At 55.6% G+C, this 20,472-nt stretch carries 20 protein-coding genes and 1 pseudogene; 13 read left to right on the forward strand and 8 right to left on the reverse strand.

Annotated elements, in window-relative coordinates:
- Positions 1 to 168 precede the first annotated feature (168 nt).
- The gene (locus N7220_RS02300) at positions 169 to 1,410 is read right to left on the reverse strand and encodes a uracil-xanthine permease family protein (protein WP_283149862.1); all 1,242 of its coding nucleotides are present in this window, start codon (positions 1,408 to 1,410) and stop codon (positions 169 to 171) included.
- Positions 1,411 to 1,535: 125 nt separating this feature from the next.
- Complete coding sequence (gene upp, locus N7220_RS02305) at positions 1,536 to 2,171, reverse strand: uracil phosphoribosyltransferase (RefSeq protein ID WP_283149863.1); 636 nt, start codon at positions 2,169 to 2,171, stop codon at positions 1,536 to 1,538.
- Positions 2,172 to 2,400: 229 nt separating this feature from the next.
- On the opposite strand from upp, the gene N7220_RS02310 reads away from it, so the two are divergent.
- Positions 2,401 to 3,168, forward strand: coding sequence for a hypothetical protein (locus N7220_RS02310; RefSeq protein ID WP_283149864.1), 768 nt, complete (start codon positions 2,401 to 2,403; stop codon positions 3,166 to 3,168).
- Positions 3,169 to 3,229: 61 nt separating this feature from the next.
- Here N7220_RS02310 and N7220_RS02315 read toward each other — a convergent pair whose 3' ends face one another.
- From N7220_RS02315 to imuA, 3 genes are read right to left on the reverse strand one after another with little or no spacing between them, the layout of a single operon-like run.
- The gene (locus N7220_RS02315; RefSeq protein ID WP_283149865.1) at positions 3,230 to 6,355 is read right to left on the reverse strand and encodes an error-prone DNA polymerase; all 3,126 of its coding nucleotides are present in this window, start codon (positions 6,353 to 6,355) and stop codon (positions 3,230 to 3,232) included.
- On the reverse strand, positions 6,339 to 7,787 hold the full coding sequence (locus N7220_RS02320; protein WP_283149866.1) for a Y-family DNA polymerase: 1,449 nt from the start codon (positions 7,785 to 7,787) through the stop codon (positions 6,339 to 6,341). The genes N7220_RS02315 and N7220_RS02320 overlap by 17 nt, the downstream gene beginning before the upstream one ends.
- Positions 7,711 to 8,454: a translesion DNA synthesis-associated protein ImuA gene (gene imuA, locus N7220_RS02325; RefSeq protein WP_283149867.1), complete on the reverse strand. Its 744-nt coding sequence runs from the start codon at positions 8,452 to 8,454 to the stop codon at positions 7,711 to 7,713. The genes N7220_RS02320 and imuA overlap by 77 nt, the downstream gene beginning before the upstream one ends.
- 88 nt (positions 8,455 to 8,542) lie before the next feature.
- On the opposite strand from imuA, the gene N7220_RS02330 reads away from it, so the two are divergent.
- The 3 genes from N7220_RS02330 to N7220_RS02340 all read left to right on the forward strand — a co-directional run bounded on the left by N7220_RS02330 (position 8,543) and on the right by N7220_RS02340 (position 11,439).
- Positions 8,543 to 8,935 carry a hypothetical protein gene (locus N7220_RS02330; RefSeq protein ID WP_283149868.1) on the forward strand — a complete coding sequence of 131 codons (393 nt, stop codon included), beginning with the start codon at positions 8,543 to 8,545 and terminating at the stop codon, positions 8,933 to 8,935.
- Positions 8,936 to 9,078: 143 nt separating this feature from the next.
- The gene (locus N7220_RS02335; RefSeq protein ID WP_283149869.1) at positions 9,079 to 10,149 is read left to right on the forward strand and encodes a L,D-transpeptidase Cds6 family protein; all 1,071 of its coding nucleotides are present in this window, start codon (positions 9,079 to 9,081) and stop codon (positions 10,147 to 10,149) included.
- 12 nt (positions 10,150 to 10,161) lie between these two features.
- Positions 10,162 to 11,439 (forward strand): L,D-transpeptidase family protein, encoded by a 1,278-nt coding sequence (locus N7220_RS02340; RefSeq protein ID WP_283149870.1) that lies wholly within the window; start codon positions 10,162 to 10,164, stop codon positions 11,437 to 11,439.
- A gap of 104 nt (positions 11,440 to 11,543) precedes the next feature.
- Here N7220_RS02340 and N7220_RS02345 read toward each other — a convergent pair whose 3' ends face one another.
- Both N7220_RS02345 and N7220_RS02350 read right to left on the reverse strand, forming a co-directional pair.
- A complete protein-coding gene (locus tag N7220_RS02345) occupies positions 11,544 to 12,284 on the reverse strand; it encodes a beta-ketoacyl-ACP reductase (protein ID WP_283149871.1) in 741 nt (246 codons plus the stop codon).
- 228 nt (positions 12,285 to 12,512) lie between these two features.
- Positions 12,513 to 12,806, reverse strand: a pseudogene (locus N7220_RS02350) (DUF3579 domain-containing protein); the annotation flags it as partial.
- Between the two features lie 269 nt (positions 12,807 to 13,075).
- Here N7220_RS02350 and argF point away from each other — a divergent pair.
- The 9 genes from argF (at position 13,076) to N7220_RS02395 (ending at position 18,670) form a co-directional block, all read left to right on the forward strand.
- Positions 13,076 to 13,990, forward strand: coding sequence for an ornithine carbamoyltransferase (argF, locus tag N7220_RS02355; RefSeq protein WP_283149872.1), 915 nt, complete (start codon positions 13,076 to 13,078; stop codon positions 13,988 to 13,990).
- 1 nt (position 13,991) lies between these two features.
- The gene (gene leuE, locus N7220_RS02360) at positions 13,992 to 14,615 is read left to right on the forward strand and encodes a leucine efflux protein LeuE (protein ID WP_283149873.1); all 624 of its coding nucleotides are present in this window, start codon (positions 13,992 to 13,994) and stop codon (positions 14,613 to 14,615) included.
- Between the two features lie 110 nt (positions 14,616 to 14,725).
- Positions 14,726 to 15,943, forward strand: a complete 1,218-nt coding sequence (locus tag N7220_RS02365) for an argininosuccinate synthase (protein ID WP_283149874.1) — start codon at positions 14,726 to 14,728, stop codon at positions 15,941 to 15,943.
- A gap of 136 nt (positions 15,944 to 16,079) precedes the next feature.
- The gene (locus tag N7220_RS02370; RefSeq protein ID WP_283149875.1) at positions 16,080 to 16,307 is read left to right on the forward strand and encodes a DUF2788 domain-containing protein; all 228 of its coding nucleotides are present in this window, start codon (positions 16,080 to 16,082) and stop codon (positions 16,305 to 16,307) included.
- Positions 16,308 to 16,342: 35 nt separating this feature from the next.
- Complete coding sequence (gene ppnP, locus N7220_RS02375; RefSeq protein ID WP_283149876.1) at positions 16,343 to 16,666, forward strand: pyrimidine/purine nucleoside phosphorylase; 324 nt, start codon at positions 16,343 to 16,345, stop codon at positions 16,664 to 16,666.
- A gap of 73 nt (positions 16,667 to 16,739) precedes the next feature.
- Complete coding sequence (locus tag N7220_RS02380; RefSeq protein ID WP_283149877.1) at positions 16,740 to 17,270, forward strand: metal-dependent hydrolase; 531 nt, start codon at positions 16,740 to 16,742, stop codon at positions 17,268 to 17,270.
- 40 nt (positions 17,271 to 17,310) lie between these two features.
- A complete protein-coding gene (locus N7220_RS02385) occupies positions 17,311 to 17,829 on the forward strand; it encodes a DinB family protein (RefSeq protein ID WP_283149878.1) in 519 nt (172 codons plus the stop codon).
- Between the two features lie 37 nt (positions 17,830 to 17,866).
- On the forward strand, positions 17,867 to 18,352 hold the full coding sequence (locus N7220_RS02390; protein ID WP_283149879.1) for a YajQ family cyclic di-GMP-binding protein: 486 nt from the start codon (positions 17,867 to 17,869) through the stop codon (positions 18,350 to 18,352).
- Between the two features lie 138 nt (positions 18,353 to 18,490).
- Positions 18,491 to 18,670, forward strand: a complete 180-nt coding sequence (locus N7220_RS02395) for a DUF3149 domain-containing protein (RefSeq protein ID WP_283149880.1) — start codon at positions 18,491 to 18,493, stop codon at positions 18,668 to 18,670.
- 81 nt (positions 18,671 to 18,751) lie between these two features.
- On the opposite strand, the gene N7220_RS02400 is transcribed toward N7220_RS02395, so the two are convergent.
- A complete protein-coding gene (locus tag N7220_RS02400) occupies positions 18,752 to 20,395 on the reverse strand; it encodes an ArnT family glycosyltransferase (RefSeq protein WP_283149881.1) in 1,644 nt (547 codons plus the stop codon).
- Positions 20,396 to 20,472 lie beyond the last annotated feature (77 nt).

Consider the following 20,472-nt stretch of genomic DNA (forward strand, 5'->3'; position numbering starts at 1 on the left):
TCCTGTCCGGCAAATTGCGGTTTGGCGCGGCGATTTGAACAGGCATGCGAGCCTGAAAACAAAAACCCGGATGCTCAGGCGAGCGATCCGGGTTTTGTTTTTCAGACACATACTTGGGAGATTGCCGCGTTTATCTTTCAAAACGAGACGAATCACCCCATCAGGCAATTAGATATCCTGCCCTTCCACAATGCCGTCGCGCTGCTTGTCTTGCGGCAGGATCAGGTTAAGCACAATCGCCAGGATACTGACCAAGCCCACGCCAGCCAGATTCAAACCACCCAGCTTCAATGTCAGGCCACCAATACCGCAAGTCAGGATAACCGCGACGATCACCAGATTGCGCGGGGCCATCAGGTCTACCTTGGCGTCGATCAGCGTTTTCAGGCCAATGCTGGCGATAGTGCCGAACAATAGCACCATGATCCCGCCCATCACTGGCAGCGGAATCGATTGCAGGATGGCGTTGAACTTGCCAAAGAACGCCAGGATTACGGCCAACACAGCGGCGTAGGTCATGATCACCGGGTTGAAGTTGCGCGTAATCATCAGCGCGCCGGTGACTTCGGAATACGTGGTGATCGGAGGGCCACCGATCAGACCGGCAAAGCACACGCCCAGGCCGTCGCCGGTCAGGGTGCGATGCAAACCAGGTTTGGTGGTGTAGTCGTTACCCGTGACCTTGCCAACCGCCATGACCGCGCCGATATGCTCAATGGCCGGAGCAATCGCTACTGGCAACATAAACAGAGCCGCCGCCCAGTTCACTTCTGGCGAAACAAAGTGCGGCATGGCAAACCACGGTGCCGCTGCAATACCGCCGAAATTCACGATCCCCATAAACGCGGCGACGACATAACCCACGATCACGCCCGACAAAATCGGCACCAGCCGCAACAGGCCACCGGCAAACACAGCCACGATAATGGTCGTTGCCAGAGAAATCGCTGCCAGCAACATCGATGGGCCGTATTCCACCAGTTGCTTGCCACCACCCTGCCCCATGGCCATGCCGGATGCAGCAACGGCGACCGACAAACCGATCACCATGATCACCGGGCCGATCACCACCGGCGGCAACAGGCGGTTAATCAACGACATGCCGCGCCACTTGATGATGGCGGCAACCACAAAGTACATAAACCCGGCAAAGAACAGACCGAATTGAGTGGCGGCCTGACCCCAGGTTTGCATGGCAAAAATGATCGGGCCGATAAATGCGAACGATGAACCCAGAAAAATCGGCACTTGCCGCCCGGTAAGCAACTGGAACATCAGCGTGCCCACGCCAGCGCCAAGCAGCGCCATGGCCGGGTTAAGTCCGGTGAGTAACGGCACCAGCACGAGCGCGCCGAAGGCGACGAACAGAATCTGCGCGCCCGATATGAACTGTTTTACGGTTGAAAACATGGTATCCCCTTCCTGATTTATGATTTTTAGGGTTTTGCGTGGTGACTCAGGCTTGTGGCCTGGAGCCGGACAAAACAATGCCGGGAATCCCCCGGCGTTGTTTTTAATTACTGCTTTTGCATGGCTTACGACTTGTGCACAGTACCGAAAATCTTGTCACCGGCATCGCCCAACCCGGGGATGATATATCCGTGCTCGTTCAGGTGGCTATCGAGCGCTGCAGCATAAATCTGCACGTCTGGATGAGATTCGTTCACCAGCTTGACACCTTCCGGCGCGGCGACCATCACAATCGCCTTGATCTCTTTACAGCCTTTGCGCTTGAGCATCTCAATGGTTGCCACCAGCGAGCCACCTGTCGCCAGCATCGGGTCAATGATCAGTGCCAGACGATCATGCAAGTCGCCAACGAACTTCTCGAAATACGGTTCGGGCTGTAGCGTTTCTTCATTACGCGCCAGACCAACCACGCTGATCTTGGCCGACGGCACCAGATCCAGCACGCCATTGAGCATGCCGATACCCGCACGCAGAATCGGCACCACGGTCAGCTTCTTGCCCTTGATCTGTTGCACGGCAATCGGGCCACACCAACCCTGAATGGTTTTAGGCTCCAGTTGCAGATCGCGCGTGGCTTCGTACGCCAGCAAACGCGCCAGTTCTTCAGTTAGCAGCCGGAATTTATTGGTACTGGTGTCCTCCGCACGCAGAAGGGCAAGTTTGTGTTGCACCAACGGGTGGTCAACGACGGTGAGTTGCATGGCGTGCTCCGGACTGATTGTCTACATGATGATGCGCGCATTTTACCGGCTGTGCCGATCGTTGCCATCAGTAGAAATAGCATAGGCCATGGCATGAGTACGTGCAGTGGCCAGATCGCAGCTCAACCTTCTCGCAACAGTTATTCAAACCGGTTTGAAAGGCGTTTAAAGCTTATCTAGACTGGCGTTTTGCCACCGCTTCTTTTCACTAAACGTCCAGAGACTCGTCATGAATACCAAACAGGCACTGCTTACCCGGCTGGATGAAATCGGCCATTCACTGGCACACAGCGGCCAGGCACTGGCACTGTTTGGACTGGGTTCCGTTGGCGTGGAGGTAGCGCGCGTCGACGAATGGTCCGATCTGGATTTTTTTGCCATTGCCGCACCCGGTTTCAAGCAACGGTTTATCGATAACCTGGATTGGCTTGGCAATATCCGGCCGCTGGCATGGCATTTTCGCAATACGATAGACGGGCACAAGGTCTTGTTTGAAGACGGCATTTTTTGTGAATTTGCCGTTTTCGAAATAGACGAACTACCCAATATCGCCTACGCGCCGGGCCGCATGATCTGGAAAAAACCGGATGTGCCCGACAGTATTTGCCTGCCCTCTTTCACCCCAAAGCGGGAAAACCGCAACACCGACTGGCTGGTCGATGAAACCTTGGGCAATTTGTATGTGGGCATGGCGCGTTACAAGCGCGGCGAAAAGCTCTCTGGCTTTCGCTTTGTGCAGGTTGATGCGGTCAATCGCGTAATGGAACTGGCGGCTCATCTTGAAACGGCCCAAGCCAGCGTGTTTACTGACATCTACGCGAACGAACGGCGCTTTGAACAGCGCTTTACCCAAACCGCCACGGCCCTGCCCGATTTGATGCAAGGCTATGCGCGCACACCACGCTCGGCGCTCGCCATCCTGGCCTGGCTGCAGGCGCATTTTGCCGTGAACACACGCATGGCCAGCGAAATCTGCAGTCTGTGCGGTACGGACTGACTGATCCAACTGATCCGCCGCAACGGTCTTTCGGGTGTCTTGCGATCATTAGACATGAATATCAATGAAAATCTCGGCTGCGCGTTAATAACTCACCGAGCAATTCGGTTCGATCTTCAAGTTTGTGGGCGACCAGATGCAACACACCCTCAACGTGCTGTACCTGCCCATATACCACCATCAAGCGCGACCCCAACAGTGGCTTACGATAGAGGGAAGCCACCTTTTCCCAAACCACCACATTGGTGTTGCCGGTTTCATCTTCCAGCGTCACGAACACCACACCGTTTGCGGTACCTGGCCGCTGCCGCCCAACCACAATGCCGCACACTTTGACGCGCAACCCATGAGGCACGCGCTTCAATTCAGCCGCGTTAAGCAGTTTGTCGCGGCGTAAACGTTCGCGCAGCAAAGACAGTGGGTGCGCTCGCAATGACAAACGCAGACGACGGTAGTCCGCAGCAATATCCTGCCCCAGGCTGGCCGGGTCTAGCTCCGGCAGAATGCCGTCACTCTCCGACCAGGCCAGATCGTGCGTGGTATCAATGGCGCTGGCGTGCCACCACACCTGGCGACGATGCCCCGCCAAGGTTTCAAACGCCCCGCCCTCGGTGAGCGCGGTCATATCCCGCGTATCCAGCTCCAGCAGTTTTTGCACTTGTGCCACCGATTCAAACCCGCCCGGCGGACGCAGAGCCGCTAATTGCGCTACCGCCAACTCGCTCAAACCTTTGATCTGCCGCATCCCCAGCCGCACAGCGGCTTGCGGACGTTCGATGTCTTCCAGCGTGCAGTCCCAATCGCTGTGTTGCACATCCACCGGGCGAACCTCAATGCCGTGGCGCTGCGCGTCCTGGATCAGTTGCGAGGCACTGTAAAAACCCATCGGCAGCGAGTTGAGCATGCTGCACAAAAACACCGCCGGTTCATAGAACTTGAGCCAAGCCGAGGCATAGACCAGCAAGGCAAAACTGGCGGCGTGGGATTCGGGGAAGCCGTATTCGGAGAAGCCTTTGATCTGGTTGTAGAGACGGTCAGCAAATTCGGCAGTTTGCCCGTACTTAATCAAGCCCTCTTTTAACTTCTGTTCGTATAACTTTAGTTTCCCAGTACGTTTCCACGCCGCCATCGCCCTTCGTAATTCATCAGCCTCCCCCGCAGAAAACCCAGCTGCAACCTGCGCCAGTTGCATGACTTGTTCCTGAAAAATCGGCACACCAAATGTTCGCCCCAACACCTTGTCAACTTCCGGGCTCATCTTCTCAATCGGTTCCAGTTTTTGGCGGCGGCGCAAATAGGGATGCACCATGCCACCTTGAATCGGCCCTGGTCTCACAATCGCGACTTCAATCACCAAATCATAAAATTTCTCGGGTTTGAGCCTGGGTAGCATCGACATCTGCGCCCTGGATTCAATCTGAAACACGCCAATGGTGTCGGCCCGACTCATCATTTGGTAAACCTTGGAGTCTTCCGCCGGGATGGTGGCTAGCCTCCAGTTACTGCCACGAATGGCATTAACCAGATTGAGCGAACGGCGCAATGCCGAAAGCATGCCGAGTGCAAGTACATCTACTTTCAGCAACCCCATTGCATCCAGATCGTCTTTATCCCACTGCACTATGGTTCGATCTGGCATGGCCGCATTTTCAATTGGCACCATGCGGCTGATTGGCCCACGCGAGATGAGAAACCCGCCCACATGCTGTGATAAATGACGCGGGAACCCAAGTAAATCATCGGTCAACGCCAGCAATAACTTCACCGGTCGGCTTTCCGGGTCAAGACCAGCTTCCACCAGCCGTAGTGGCAACTCCTCTCGCTGATCCCACCAGGACAGATTTCGCGACAGGCGATCCAGTTGATCTGTTGCCAAGCCCAGCGCGCGCCCTAAATCGCGCAAAGTGGACTTCGGGCGATAAGTAATAACCGTAGCCGTCAGAGCGGCCCGCTCACGAGTATATTTTTTATAGAGATACTGCATCACCTGTTCGCGTCGATCATGTTCAAAATCGACATCGATATCAGGCGGCTCGTTACGCTCTTCCGAGATAAAACGTTCGAACAAACAATTGGCACGTGCCGGATCTACTTCAGTAATACCAAGGGCAAAGCAGACTGCCGAGTTTGCTGCCGATCCGCGGCCCTGGCAGAGAATGTCCTGGCTGCGGGCGTATCTGACGATGTCATGCACTGTGAGAAAATACGGCTCATATTGCTTGCGGCCAATTAGCGCCAACTCACGGTCAACCTGTTCAGACACAGCATCAGGCACGCCCTGCGGGTAACGCTCGACCAGTCCTTCCCACGTCAACGCCTTCAGGTATCCCGCCGGCGTCATACCGTCCGGCACCAGTTCATCCGGATATTCATAACGCAAGTCACCCAGATCAAACGTACAGCGTTGAGCGATCTGCAGTGTCTCGGCAAGCATGTCTGCCGGATAAACCATGGACAAGCGCAGGCGACTGCGTAAATGGCGTTCACCGTTGGGAAACAACGCGTGACCGCACTCGGCGACCGGTTTATGCACCCGTAAAGCAGTCATTACATCCTGCAACGCCCGACGAGAACGCACGTGCATGTGCACGTCACCTGCGGCAACACAAGGCAAGCCCGCGTATTCAGATAACCAGCGCAACTGCGCCAGGCGAGCTTTATCATCTGGCCCTTGCAGCAACTCAACGGCGATCCAGACACGATCTTCAAACAGAGACCGGAACCAGTCCGCATCATTGGTATCTGGCTGCGCAGACGGCACCCATAAAGCGAGCAGACGATGTGCAAAGGCAGCCACATCCTCACGTGTCAGTCGGTACTCCCCTTTCCCAGCGGCCCTTCGGCCCACCGTAATCAGTTCAGATAGATCGCCATAAGCCTGCCTGTCCGGCGCAATCAAGACCAATTTCAATCCATCATCCAGCGTAAATTCAGAGCCAATCAGCAGTTGCAAGGGAATGCCTTTGTGGGCATTCACCTCTTGCCACGCCCGCACAACACCGGCGAGGGAGCACTCATCGGTAATTGCCAGTGCTCGATATCCCAATACTCGTGCACGCTCAACCAGTTCACGTGGATGTGAAGCTCCCCGCTGGAACGAGAAATTGGAAAGACAATGCAGTTCTGCATAGTCTGGCAACGCGGCCATCACACCACCGGAGTCGGCGGATTTATCCAAAGAATCCATGTAACCACCATTCATGCGTTGAGCGGTCCTGCCAGACCCAGTAGCGCCGCCCGGACGGGCCAATGGCGACGTAATAATCGCGTGCCATGGCATGCTCATCCCACCAACCCGATTCGATGCGCTCGGCGCGGCCGGTACAACTGAGCGGTTCGCCATACCATGGGCGCTCGTTACGCAGGCTCAAGCGCTGTGGCTCCGCCAGCAGCCAACCCGGACGCTCACCGACTGGTAAGGCTGCACTGGGTTCGCCAGGCCGGGCCGGGCGCCATGCCAGTTCGGGGCGATGCTCATCCACAGTCGCCACGGCTTGCACGGCTGCTTCCCCCAGCCGGGCCGACAAGCGCGCCAGTAATAACTGGAAATTGGCATCGCCAGCCTCATGTCCAAACAAGCCCAATGGCATGCCATCCAGTTCATGCAACTGTTCGGCAATCAGCGTGACGGTAAATGCAGGCGCCGCCAGTTCGTAACGTTCCAGCCGCTCTTTCAGCACCGACATGAATTCCACCGCCCGCCGCCCTGGCACGCCAAAGCGCACTGTCAGCATGCTGGCCGGAATATCTTCATGCTTGAGCCGCAGGGTGACTTCCTGCACGCCCAGCCCGCGTCCACTGAGAAACAATGCCAGTTCATCAAACAGCCACTGGCCGACCATGGAAAAACCGTCCAGCGTTTCCACGGGATAATCCAGATCGATCGAGCGCTCGAAGCGATCTGGTGGCACAAATGGATCACGCGGGTCTGCCGCCGCGCCTAACGCACGATCCAGTAGCAACGGGAGTTCTTTGCCAAAACGTCGCCCCAACCCGGCGCGGGGTAAATCGATCAGACCACGTAGTTCACGCAAGCCCAGTTGTCCGAGGCCTTCCTGTGTTTTTTCCGGCACCGGCAGTACGGCCAACGGCAATTCGGCTACTGCCCAACCAATATCTTCAACCTTGAGTACCGCTTTGCTCCGCCCGCACATGGCCCGCCAGGTTGCCGCCAGTGGCGTGGGGGCAACGCCAATGCTGATGCTCAGGCCAAATTCAGCCAGCCCCGTGCAGACCAGTTCACGCAAGCGCGGCAAACCGCCGAAATAAAGCAAACAACCGCCAATTTCCAGCAGCAAGGTATGCCCATCCCCGATCACTACCGTAGGCGTGAATTGCAATGCCCAAGCCGCCAGTGTCGCCAGCTTTTGCGTTTCTGCCTCGGGGCGGCGGACATAAATATCCAGCTCATTGGCCAAGGCAAAAGCGGCAGACAGCTTCATGCCTGGCTTGATGCCTAGCGAAGCGGCCAGGGTATCTGTCAGCATCACCTGCTCGCCGCTGCCGTGCGCTACCACAACCAGTCGTGGCCGCACGCTATCCTCAGCTGGCGAGCCGTGGTGTCGTGGCGGAAAGACTTCCAGCGGCAGTTGCGGCAGATGAATAGCCAGCCAGAGCATGCCGGACCTCCTGACGAGATAAAAAGACCGGCGTTGTCAGGGGCAAGCCGCGCCGTTTCAGAATATTGATCTGCCAGCCTTGTTGGGAGCTGGAAATGGAGAGGCGTAACGGCAAGGGCGAAGACATGATCCGCGACCGCCCCGGGCGCAGTAAAAAGCCATAGCCGTTGCCCGCTTTGGCCGCCAGTTGCAAACGGCGGCTGGCCCGGTCATCAATAAAACCCTGAACCCACCCCAATACCGCACCGCAGGCCGGCTCACGCAGGGCTTGTTCCATGGCCCAGAGCGACTCGGCCACCGAGCCCGGCTTGAGCCAGAGCGTTCGTGCCAAATCGATGCCCGCTTGCTGCCATGCCGGGGCGTAGGGAACATAGGGCGGCGAGACCAGCACAATTTCACGGCTACGCCCGATCTGGCGCAACGAAGGCCACAGAATGGCCAGTTCGCCCACACCTGCCCCATCGGCCAGCAATAACTCAGTCGTGCTGCCTGTCGCCCAGCCGCCATCAGGTAATTCAGCATCCAGCGCGGCAAGGGCCGTCGGCAAACTCTGTTGCGCCGACGCCATGCGCCCATCACCAAGCCAGATGGCTGGATGCTGCAAAACCTGGTCCAGAACGCCAGACATGATCACTCTCTCTTCGTGCAGATATTTGCGTTCGATCATATAGAACGTTCGTTCTATTATCAAATCTGACAGACAAACGTTAGAGTGATTTCGTCACTCGCCCGCCAGCCCAAAGGAGTCTACCGCCATGCAACATGACGAAGCCCAGCGCATCATCACAGCTTTTGCCCAACAGCCGGTTTTGCCCGCCCGCATGGGCGCAGGAATGCAGGTGTCTTTCGACGAGGAAACGCTCAAGCAGGCTTTGTTACTGGCCGCCGAAGCCCTGCCTATTGCCGGGAAATTGACCGCTCGGGCGGCAGCGCTGCCCGCCAATGCCGGCAAGGCATGGACCGAAGCAGAAGATCAGCAGCTACTGGCTGCTTTTGACGAGGGAGTGTCGGTGCAAAAACTGGCCACTCGCCATGGCCGTACTCGTGGCGGCATCACCGCCCATTTGATCCGTAAAGGCAAACTCCTCCCCGATGCCCTGGCTCCAGTACCGGTAAAGCTTCCGGAACAATTGGGCCAACACGGCTGAATGGTTGCCAACAGCCGATCCAAGGCGCTTGCAACAATCACACAACCGGTAACCCGGCTGGCAAGTTCACGGGCAGCCAAGACGAGGTTTTGCTAGAATCCGCACCTTTAGCGCATATACGCCTTTACGGACTACATAACACCATGAGCCTGCGACGAATCGCTCTCACACTGATTTCTTGTCTGATTGCCAGCCACGCCTTTGCCGGAGATTTCGAAGATATCCAGCAATTACTTAAAGCCCGGCAATACAAAACAGTCGTCGAGCGTGCCGACAGCTATCTGGTAAAAAACCCGAAAGACGCCCAGATCCGCTTCTTGCGCGGGATTGCGCTGACCGAACTGGGCCGTACCGATGAGGCGATCAAGGCCTTCACATCGTTGACTGAAGACTACCCGCAACTGCCGGAGCCCTATAACAATCTGGCCGTGTTGTACGCTCAGCAAAACCAGCTGGATAAATCGCGCACTGCCCTGATGATGGCGATCCAGACCAACCCTTCCTATGCCATTGCACATGAAAACCTGGGTGATCTGTACGCACGCATGGCATCCCAGGCCTATGACAAAGCCCTGCAACTGGAAGGCTCCAACCAGAATGTGCAGACCAAGCTGACGCTGGTTCGTGAATTATTCAGCAGCAACCCGGCCATTGCACCGCGCCCGGCAACATCAGGCACCAAGGTTGCGGCCAACACCCCAGCGAAGCCAACACCCACGGCTGCGCCGACACCGGTAGTAACCGCCAAACCAACCCCATTGCCAACCCAGGCGCCGACGCCTAAACCTGTCGTCACGGCAACACCGGCCCCAACGCCAGCTCCGACACCGACCCCTACTCCTGCGCCGGTCAAAGCCGCATCGCCACATGATGCGGATCAGGAACAAATTGTGGCCGCAGTGAATACTTGGGCTGCCGCCTGGTCCAAACAAAACGTAAACGGCTACCTCGCCGCTTATTCGCGCAACTTCAAGACACCTGGCGGTGCAAAATTTGCCGATTGGGCCAAAGAACGGCGTGATCGCATCACTTCGCCCAAGTCAATTGACGTCGGTGTTTCAAATATCAAAATTGAATTTACCGATAACGATACAGCTAAGGTAAAATTCCGCCAAAATTACAAGTCGGATCGTCTGTCTGCGCGCTCCACTGGTAAGACTTTGATTATGGAAAAATCCGGCGGCCGGTGGCTGATCGTTGAAGAGCGTACCTGAGCGATTTACTGAATGACCCGTACCATCAACTGGAGCAAGCTGATCATCAGCTTGCTGGCATTACTGCTGCTTGCCCCGGCGGCGCAGCCACGTATGCCAATAATGAATCCGTACCAGTTGCATCCGCTGCGGGACGTTAAAGGCACCTCCACGCAAGGCTCTCCGGAGCAAATGATTGTTGCCGCAATCGACGCCATCCGCGACAACCGGATGGCCGATGCGCGCGCGACAGTGGATGCACTGCTCACCAAAGAACCCAATTACCGCTTGGCGTATCTGCTTTCTGCAGATCTGTACGCCATGCAGGCCGAGCCATTGGCTACCATCGGCGGCGCGGCGCCAGCCATCAATACCGACAAGCTGGAAGACTTGCGACGTGAGGCCTTGGTCAGAATAAAACGGCAAGCTGCGCCACCGCCGCTCAATCAGCTGCCAGCGCAGCTGATTGCTTTTTCGGCAAAACAGAAATACGCGATTCTGGTCGATGCCTCCAGCTCGCGCCTGTTTGTATTTGAAAACCACGATGGCACACCGAAATACGTCACCGATCACTATGTAACCGTGGGCAAGCTGGGTACTGAAAAACAGCGAGAAGGCGATCAGCGCACTCCCCTCGGCGTTTATTTTGTGGATAGCCACATGTCGCGCCCGCAGCTGGACAAGACTTTTGGCACACAAGCCGATTTGTATGGCGTAGGCGCCTGGCCGATTTCGTATCCCAACGAGATGGATAAACGCGAGGGCCGCACCGGCCACGGCATCTGGTTGCATGGCAGCCCGTCTGAGACCTACTCGCGGGCACCGCAGGCTTCCAATGGCTGCGTGGTACTGACCAATCCGGAAATGCTCAATGTGTCTGACTTTTTGCAGATTGGCACCACACCTGTAGTCATCGTGCCAAAGGTGGAATGGCTGTCAGCCGCAGAATGGCAAGAACGCCATCAGGCCGCGTTGCATTTACTGGATAACTGGCGCGAGTCGTGGCAGTCCCTCAATCTGCCGCATTATCTGAATTACTACAGCAAAGACTTTACGACCGGCGACGGGCAGACACTGGCAAGCTGGAGCAAGCAGAAATCATCGCTGAAAGCTTCTCGCCAAAGCGCCCAAATTGATCTGAGCGAGGTCAGCCTGTTTAGCGGCGGCAAAAACGAAACCCTGGTTGCAACTTTCGATCAGGATTATCGCAGCAACAATCTGGACAACCGTATGCGCAAGCGGCTCTACTGGCGTAACGAAGATGGCGCTGGCTGGAAGATTGTCTGGGAAGGTGCCGCTGCGAACGGTTGATGAATGACGGTTTGCATCCGGCTGCAGCAGGCACCGACAATAAAAAAAACCTCGCACATGGCGAGGTTTTTTTATTGTCGGTAATAACCGCGTCGCCCTTGGCGTTACAAGGTCAGGCCACCAGTTACTTCAATAGCAGCGCCGTTGATATAGCTGGCCTCATCACTGGCGAGGAAAGCATACACATTGGCAATTTCTTCCGGCCGAGCCATCCGTTTCATCGGCACACGCTCTTCCATCGCCTGAATCACCTTTTCCGGCATGTCATGCAAGATAGGCGTAGCCACGAAGCCCGGGCAGACCGCATTGGCCCGAATACCCTTCTTGCCCAGCTCTTTGGCCCAGGTTTTCACAAAGCCAATCACACCAAATTTGGCTGCAGCGTAATTAGTCTGGCCAAAATTGCCGTAGACCCCAACCACTGAAGAAGCATTCAGAATGACACCACTGCCCTGCTCAATCATGGTGTCGACCACAGCCTTGGTGCAGTTGTAGACACCCTTGAGATTGATGTCGATTACGCGATCAAACTGCTCATCACTCATCTTGTACAACTGGGCATCTGCAACAATGCCGGCGTTATTGACCAGAACATCGATCCGGCCAAAACGGGCTTTGACCCCGGCAACCATTTCGGCGATTTGTCCTTTGTTGGTCACATCAACCAAAAAACCTGCCGCTTGCGCGCCACTGGCCACAAGCTCGGAAACCACTTGGTCCACCCCAGCCGAATTGACATCACAGACCACCACTTTTGCGCCTTCAGCCGCAAATTTCACAGCGGTAGCATGGCCAATGCCGCTGGCACTGCCGGTGATAATGGCAACTTTGTCTTTTAGCTTCATCGAATAGCTCCTGCTGACTTATACATGTGCCGCCGCGCTGTACCGAAGATGTCTGACGGGTTTCAGCGCGCAGCAGCTAACGCACCCATGCGCGCTTCTCATAAGGACTAGCATAGCGCGCGTTGTGCGTTGCAACAATGAAAAATCGATGAGTTGAGCCCGAACGGGCTCAGAGGGGAAACAGAATTAGCCAGCTTTGGGAGCGGCTTCGGCTTGGGCCGATTCAGCTTGTTGCTGTTCAATCAGTGTCCGGCAGTCGACCACGCGCAAATCATTGTCGCGGGCAAATGCCATGATGAATTCAAAAACACGGGGATCGAGCTTTTCCAGTTGTTTGTCTACAGCCACGCAACGCACACCGTCCATCACCATGGGGCGGACATATGGCGCGTAGGAAAGCTTTTGATCAAAACCAAAGGTAGAAAGAATACCGGAAAGACGCTCCGCCCAGTCGCTAGGCCGGAACTGGCGCCCGTCGCTGGTGATCCCCTGAATGACGATTTCGTATGGATTACAGATCATGTGTATAAGGGAAAGCGTTATGGAGCACGTTTAAAACGTGATTATATCGTAGCCAGTGTTGCAGTGCATCGATTTGTCACAAGGTTAAGCGATTTTACAGTTCAATCGCGTGGATACCAAGCGCTGATCCGTACGACATGATCATCGGCAGGCACGACGAAAAATCAATACGCATGCACGTCAGGGCTTGCCACCCAGCCACTGCACGCACAATAATGGTTGTTTTTTCAAACAATTGCGGCCTCACTCGGTCGGCAAAAGCGTGCCCCATGCGACACTATTTGCAGTTCAAGGATTTCTCCCGCGACGAATACCAGTATCTCTTCAAGCGCGCCCGCGTATTGAAGCAGAAACTGCGCGCCGGTGAGTTGTATCAGCCCCTGGTAGGCCGCGTTCTGGCGATGATTTTTGAAAAATCCTCGACCCGTACCCGAGTGTCCTTTGAAGCTGGCATGTCCCAGTTGGGCGGCCACGCCATGTTCATGGCCTCCAAAGATACGCAACTCGGCCGAGGCGAACCCATTGAAGACGTCGCACAAGTCATCAGTCGCATGACCGACATCGTCATGGTGCGCACCTTTGAGCAGAGCATCATTGAGCGCTTTGCCGAAAACTCCAAAGTGCCGGTCATAAATGGCCTGACCAACGAATACCACCCCTGCCAGATCATGGCCGACATCTTCACGTATGAAGAGCGTTTCGGTTCTATCGAAGGCAAAACTGTCGCCTGGATTGGTGATAGCAACAACGTCAGCCGCACCTGGCTGCAAGCGGCCAAAATCTTCAATTTCAAATTGAACCTAGCCTGCCCTCGCGGTTATGAAATGACCGTGCTGGATGGCGAGACTTATGGCCCGGAACATTTCGAGCAATTTCGCGACCCGTTTGACGCCGCAAAGGGCGCAGACGTCATCACTACCGACGTCAGCGTATCAATGGGCTACGAGCGCGAAACCCTGCAACGCAAGAAGGACTTCCTCAATTATCGCGTGACCGAAAAATTGATGGCTCACGCCAGTTCAGAGGCCGCTTTCCTGCATTGCCTGCCAGCGCATCGCGGCGAAGAAGTCGATCCAGAAGTCATCGACGGCCCGCAATCGCTGGTTTGGGATGAAGCGGAAAACCGCATGCACACCCAGAAAGCCGTGATCGAATTTTTGTTGCTGGGTGAATTGAAGGACTGAAGTGCTAGGGATTACCGACCCACTTACTTATCTGGCCGGGGCCACCGCCATCATTCTGATGCCTGGTCCCAATTCCTTGTTTGCGCTCTCCGTGGCTTCACGGCGCGGAACGCAAGCGGGGTTCGCCGCCGCCGCCGGGATTTTCACCGGTGATCTGATCTTGATGCTCGCCGCTGCGCTGGGTGTGGCATCATTGATGCATGCTTATCCGGTTGCGTTCGACGTTGTACGCTACGCCGGTGCTGCATATCTGGCCTGGCTGGGCGTCAAGCTCTTGCTGGCCAAAAGCAACAAGCAGGCTGAAATGTCCCACGTGGATGTGCCAGCCCGCCATATTTATCGCCAGGCGGTGTCGATTTCGCTGGTGAATGTCAAAGCCATCATTTTTTTCATGGCTTTCTTTCCCCAGTTTGTCGATCCATCGTATTCGCACATCTGGCTGACCTTCGGTGCCCTCGGCATCACTGTGCAAATTTTGAGTTTGTCGTATCTCAGTTTTCTGATTCTGGCTGGAGCCAACATTGCCAGGAAGTTGTCTGGCCGCGCCTGGATTGGCGCGCTGTTGCGCCGACTGACTGGTGTGCTGTTCCTGAGTTTTGGCGCGCGCCTGGCGCTAGGCCGATGACCCGTTTTACCCGTCGGTCATAGCGATATATTGCGCTAAAATACTGGTCTGAAAATTTGAACTGAAATCGACATCACCTACTGATCCAACTTGCCTCATCGGGGATTCCCATGTCTGACGTAAAGAAAGTAGTGCTCGCCTACTCTGGCGGTCTTGATACCTCGGTCATTTTGAAATGGCTGCAGGACACCTACCAATGTGAAGTGGTGACATTCACTGCTGACTTGGGCCAGGGCGAAGAACTTGAACCGGCACGACAAAAAGCGCTGCAGTTCGGCATCAAACCAGAGCACATCTTTATCGATGACTTGCGCGAAGAGTTCACCCGCGATTTCGTCTTCCCGATGTTCCGCGCCAATGCGCTGTACGAAGGCGAATACCTGCTGGGCACTTCCATCGCCCGTCCGCTGATCGCAAAACGTCAGATTGAAATCGCCAATGCCACCAACGCCGATGCAGTCAGTCATGGTGCAACCGGCAAGGGCAACGACCAGGTTCGCTTTGAACTGGGTTATTACGCACTCAAGCCAGGCGTGAAAGTGATCGCCCCGTGGCGTGAATGGGATCTGCTGAGCCGCGAAAAACTGCTGGCCTATGCCGAAACCAACAAGATTCCGGTCGACATGAAGCACAAGAACGGCGGCGCGCCGTACTCCATGGACGCCAACCTGTTGCACATCTCGTTTGAAGGTCGCCACCTGGAAGACCCGAAAGCGGCTGCGGAAGAAAGCATGTGGCGCTGGACCGTGGCGCCGGAAGATGCGCCTGACACACCACAATTCATTGATCTCGAATACGAAAAGGGCGACGTGGTTGCCATTGACGGCGTGCGCCTGTCGCCAGCCCAAGTGTTGACCAAGCTGAACGAACTGGGCGGCAAGCACGGCATCGGTCGACTGGACCTGGTCGAAAACCGTTACGTGGGCATGAAGAGCCGTGGTTGCTACGAAACCCCGGGCGGCACCATTTTGCTCAAGGCTCACCGTGGCATTGAGTCGATCACCCTGGATCGTGAAGTTGCGCATCTGAAAGATGATCTGATGCCCCGCTACGCCAGCCTGGTCTACAACGGCTACTGGTGGGCACCAGAACGCAAAGCACTGCAAGTGCTGATCGACCACACCCAGGAACGCGTCAACGGCTGGGTACGCCTCAAGCTGTACAAAGGCTCGGTTTCGGTGGTGGCACGTGACTCAAAAGACACGCTGTTCGACCAGACCATTGCCACCTTTGATGATGACGGCGGCGCCTATAACCAGGCTGATGCTGGCGGCTTTATCAAGCTGAACGCCCTGCGCCTGCGCATTGCGGCGCGTAAGGGCCGTTAATCTGTACGCTGGTCGCAAGGCCAGCATGCAAGATGAAGCGGTTCAGTAAATCCGATCAGGCCGGCACATTACGAGCCGGCCTGATTGTTGTTGCCTCATCTCGAGACACAGTAATCAACGAAGCATCCGGCCTGCCATGTCCATACTTGATCCCATTCTGAAAATGCCCGAGGACACGTTTGATACGCTGTCCGTTTCCATACTGGTCACCGGCCTCATCATCTATATGGGCTTCATCATTTATCGCATGGCCAAGGATTCACAAGCAGGCAAATTCGGCACCATCATCCTGTTTTTTGTGCTCGGATTCGGCATGTTGGGCTTCATCATCAAAACCGTTTTGACCGAAGTGCTGCAAAAATAAGGCAGCCACACCACCCTTCCTGGAGCAATTCCTTCATGAGCCAGCAACCCCAGCAGTTCGATAACGTATCCGTGGCAAAACAAGCCAATGTCTATTTTGACGGCAAGTGCGTTTCGCATAGCCTGACTCTGGCAGACGGCACCAAAAAAAGTGTGGGCGTGATCCTGCCGTCCGCCCTGGTATTCAACACCGGCGCACCTGAAATCATGGAACTGATTGCAGGTAAGTGTGCCGTCAAACTGGCAGGCGAAAGCGAAGCACGCGTTTACTCTGGCGGCGAGTCTTTCAACGTACCGGGCAATTCGAGTTTCGATATCGAAACACTCGAAACCCTGCATTACGTTTGCCATTTCGGCTAAGCCGTAATCGCGATCCAGCGCCCGTACCGACACGGTTGGTACGGGCGTTTTTTACAAAGAACAACCGACCCTCATGACGACCATTGTTACCCACGCCCTGGTTGCTGCGACAATTGTGCGGACCTTACCCGCGCACTGGCGTAGCCGCTCGCTTTATCTGCTGGCCATGTCTGGCTCAATGGCACCGGACCTGGACACACTGGGTTTTCGTTTTGGCGTTGCTTATGGCAGCGACTTTGGTCACCGCGGCGCAACTCATTCCATCGTTTTTGCCATAACCCTAGGCCTGTTGCTGGCACTCTGGCAGCGCCAACGACACGGACCCCCGCTACTTCGCTGGTGGACAATCCTGACGCTCACCACGGTCACGCATTTGCTGCTGGATGCAGTCACTGACGGTGGCTTGGGCGTCGCCGCTTTGTGGCCGTTTAGCAGTACCCGATTTTTCTTTCCAGTGCATCCTGTGATGGTGTCGCCAATTGGCGCGCATTTCTTCAGTCACCGCGGAGTTGCGACACTCTGGAGCGAATTGGCCTGGGTCGGTCTGCCGTGTGCGATTATCTGGCTGGCACTGACACTTTGGCCGCGTCGTAAATATCGCTAGAATCGCCACTTGCCCGTGGCCCATCCGACAAAGCACCTAAATGATCAATCGAGCGTATGTGCAGTTGATGAGCAGCTACAATCGCTGGATGAATGAGCGCCTGTTGGCCATGGCCAATACTCTGGACGATGATGTTCGGCACGCCGATCAAGGTGCGTTTTTCAAATCCGTCCATGGCACGCTGGATCATCTGATTCGCGGTGATCGCAACTGGCTGGCCCGCTTTAGCCAGCAACCCGCGCCGATTTTCCCCGCTGGGCATCTGGTCTGCGCCAGTTGGTCTGAACTGGTTGCGATGCGTCGACACATTGATGCCGAGATCGACCAATGGGCTGAGCGTGTCAGCGATGACTGGCTGCAGCAGCCTTTCAAATGGCATAGCCCGATGTACCAGCGCGACCTGAACATGCCAGCGTGGATTGTGGTTACTCATTTTTTCAATCACCAGACCCATCATCGTGGTCAGCTGACGACTTTGTTATCGCAACTTGGCATTGACCCCGGCGTGACCGACCTCCCCATGTTGCCGGCGCTTGAGATAGATCCATTTACGTTTTGAAATTGGCAACCCCCGAATTATTTAGCAGGAGAATCCCATGCCCTCATTCGATATTGTTTCTGAAGTTAATGACGTTGAAGTGCGCAATGCGCTGGAACAAACCAACAAAGAAGTGAGCACCCGCTTTGACTTCAAAGGCTCGGATGCGCGTGTAGACCAGGCAGAGAAGGTGCTGACCTTGTTTGCCGATAACGACTTCCAGCTCGATCAAGTGAAAGACATTCTCACCGCCAAACTGACCAAGCGCGGCGTGGACATTCGCTGCCTGGATGAAGCCAAGAGCGAGAAGGTATCCGGCAACAAGGTCAAACAAGCGATCACCGTGCGTACCGGAATCAGCGGTGAAGAAGCCAAGAAGATCGTCAAGCTGATCAAGGACTCCAAACTCAAAGTCCAGGCCGCGATTCAAGGCGATGAAGTACGCGTCTCTGGCGCCAAGCGTGATCTGCTGCAGGAATGTATCGCGCTGGTGCGCAAATCGGTAACTGACTATCCGGTGCAATTCCAGAACTTTCGTGACTGAAACAGCGGCAAACCGCTTTGCCGAAAATATGACATTTCGGTATTTGTGACCGCAACAAATTGACTGTCGTCAATATCAACTCAGCGCCGACCCGCCATGATCGTGTCATTACAAATTCGTTCTGGCAGGAGTCACATCATGGAAAACACCCCTTGGGAAACGCTGTTTTTTTCTGATATTGGCCTGTTGAGCCTGTTCACGATTGGTTTCATTCTGGTGATGGCGGTGTATATCTTCTTGTTTGTTCGTCGCAATGTGATGAACGCTGTTGATCCGGACACCATCAAAAAAGAAGATCATCACCCGCAACACTCGTAACGTTACAGTTACGACCCATAAAAAAGACCAGCAAATTGCTGGTCTTTTTTATGGGTCGCTCGCCACTGCCAAGCGCTGGCTCTACTGAGCGGCAGAATGGGTTTTATCAATCAGATAGAAATGCTCATGCCGCTCGCCTGGGCGCGCGCCATCCCATAACACCATAGAGCCCGGCGGCGGATCACCAGACAACAACTGTAGGCGGCAGCCATCAACCTCACGCCGTTGCAGCGGCATATCCGAAAAATAATCAATCGAAGCGGCCATTGAGTCGGATATCAACGATCCATCAATGCATCCTGGTTTTTGCGAGTTAATTGCCACCTGCAAAGCTGCAACCACTGGACGATAGCTCTTTGAAGCATCCAGCCAGGGCTGCCACAAGCCAATCAATGCACCCCACAATAGTGTGACGCCACACGCCCAATTGGTGATCGCAAGGCGTCCCAGCGAGCGCTTGCGTAGCAGCACCCAGCACCATGTCGCTGAGATTGCCAGCGTAAATACCAGCCCAATCACCGCAACGTGCGGGTGCCAGGCCGGGCTAGCCTCAAGCAAAGTCCTGGCCCAGCTGCTGGGTGTTCCGGTCTGGATAACCAGCCACGCACACCACAACAAAAAGGTACCGACCCCAAAAGTCATGATGCCAAACCAGTTGAGCGCCGCTGCGGCGCCGCGCCGCAAGCGATCGATCCCCACCGTGGTCAACAAAGACAGAGCTGGAAGTACGATCAGCAATGACGATTCGCCGATCAAATCGCCCGCCAGAGCCAGCCAGCACGCGTTCAACAACAAAGCCATTATCGGTAGCGCCAGTTTCGGCGAACGCCACTCAGCCTTGTTGGACCAGGCACCCCAGACACCCAACGGCAGAACCGGCCAGGCAAACCACAACACGATTGAAAAGAAAAAACCGAAGGTGTGGAAGGATTGCCAAGCAGCCAGCCCCCCAAATGCGCCAAATGCGTAATAGTTAAGCCAGACCCGAAACGCGGGCGGGCTGAACTGATAGAGATCCACCACCCAAATCAACCCGAGCGGCACAGCGGTGACCAGGGCAGTTAACAGCGTGGCTAGATACCACGGGCGCCGCCATGGGCGGAAAGCCACCAGAGACATAGCGGTGACCAGACTGAGTAAGAACTCGCCCCAGGACGCTCCCAGCAGCAGAACCAACCAGGACATCCCCAGCAATAGCCCGCCCTGCACCGGCTGCCTTAACGCCCAAGCCAGCGCATACAGTTGCCAGGCAAAACTGAACAGCAAAATCACATCGGGGGACAAATGATGCCCCCACACAATGAGCCCGATACTGCCGATCAACGCCATGACCGCCACACGGCCCTGGCGACGCCCGTAGAGCTCACGACCAGCCAGACCCAGCCCCCACATGGCCAGGGCCATCCACACGCCCGTAACAAGGCGTGCTGCGTCGTGCACAGCCAACCCCATCCGGGATAATGGCCAGGCCAGTATTGCGGCCGTCCAGTAGTAAAGCGGGCCATGGATGAGATAGGCGCTATCGCCGTACCACGGCAGCGACCAATGCTGCCCATCCAGAAAACGCTGGATGACGGCGGCGGTTTCCAGCTCAGCCGGCTTCCACGGGTCATGCCCGATCAGGCCAGGCAACAACCACACAAGACACAGCAACAACAACTGCCAGGGACTTTGCCCAGGCGGGAGCGGTTGTTCGCGTTCGGTTTCAGGGACGTAGGTAAGCATGCGGCGATTCTAACTGGCAATGCGTGGGGATGACAGAGACAAAAAAGGCAGCCTCGAAGAGCTGCCTTTTTTGCGGT

The sequence above is a fragment of the Silvimonas soli genome, assembly GCF_030035605.1.
Taxonomy (GTDB): domain Bacteria; phylum Pseudomonadota; class Gammaproteobacteria; order Burkholderiales; family Chitinibacteraceae; genus Silvimonas; species Silvimonas soli.

Coding starts and splice junctions, on each gene's coding strand:
- N7220_RS02300 (WP_283149862.1), bottom strand. CDS start 1,410: ATGTTTTCAACCGTAAAACAGTTCATATCGGGCGCGCAGATTCTGTTC.
- upp (WP_283149863.1), bottom strand. CDS start 2,171: ATGCAACTCACCGTCGTTGACCACCCGTTGGTGCAACACAAACTTGCC.
- N7220_RS02310 (WP_283149864.1), top strand. CDS start 2,401: ATGAATACCAAACAGGCACTGCTTACCCGGCTGGATGAAATCGGCCAT.
- N7220_RS02315 (WP_283149865.1), bottom strand. CDS start 6,355: ATGGATTCTTTGGATAAATCCGCCGACTCCGGTGGTGTGATGGCCGCG.
- N7220_RS02320 (WP_283149866.1), bottom strand. CDS start 7,787: ATGCTCTGGCTGGCTATTCATCTGCCGCAACTGCCGCTGGAAGTCTTT.
- imuA (WP_283149867.1), bottom strand. CDS start 8,454: ATGATCGAACGCAAATATCTGCACGAAGAGAGAGTGATCATGTCTGGC.
- N7220_RS02330 (WP_283149868.1), top strand. CDS start 8,543: ATGCAACATGACGAAGCCCAGCGCATCATCACAGCTTTTGCCCAACAG.
- N7220_RS02335 (WP_283149869.1), top strand. CDS start 9,079: ATGAGCCTGCGACGAATCGCTCTCACACTGATTTCTTGTCTGATTGCC.
- N7220_RS02340 (WP_283149870.1), top strand. CDS start 10,162: ATGACCCGTACCATCAACTGGAGCAAGCTGATCATCAGCTTGCTGGCA.
- N7220_RS02345 (WP_283149871.1), bottom strand. CDS start 12,284: ATGAAGCTAAAAGACAAAGTTGCCATTATCACCGGCAGTGCCAGCGGC.
- argF (WP_283149872.1), top strand. CDS start 13,076: ATGCGACACTATTTGCAGTTCAAGGATTTCTCCCGCGACGAATACCAG.
- N7220_RS02365 (WP_283149874.1), top strand. CDS start 14,726: ATGTCTGACGTAAAGAAAGTAGTGCTCGCCTACTCTGGCGGTCTTGAT.
- N7220_RS02370 (WP_283149875.1), top strand. CDS start 16,080: ATGTCCATACTTGATCCCATTCTGAAAATGCCCGAGGACACGTTTGAT.
- ppnP (WP_283149876.1), top strand. CDS start 16,343: ATGAGCCAGCAACCCCAGCAGTTCGATAACGTATCCGTGGCAAAACAA.
- N7220_RS02380 (WP_283149877.1), top strand. CDS start 16,740: ATGACGACCATTGTTACCCACGCCCTGGTTGCTGCGACAATTGTGCGG.
- N7220_RS02385 (WP_283149878.1), top strand. CDS start 17,311: ATGATCAATCGAGCGTATGTGCAGTTGATGAGCAGCTACAATCGCTGG.
- N7220_RS02390 (WP_283149879.1), top strand. CDS start 17,867: ATGCCCTCATTCGATATTGTTTCTGAAGTTAATGACGTTGAAGTGCGC.
- N7220_RS02395 (WP_283149880.1), top strand. CDS start 18,491: ATGGAAAACACCCCTTGGGAAACGCTGTTTTTTTCTGATATTGGCCTG.
- N7220_RS02400 (WP_283149881.1), bottom strand. CDS start 20,395: ATGCTTACCTACGTCCCTGAAACCGAACGCGAACAACCGCTCCCGCCT.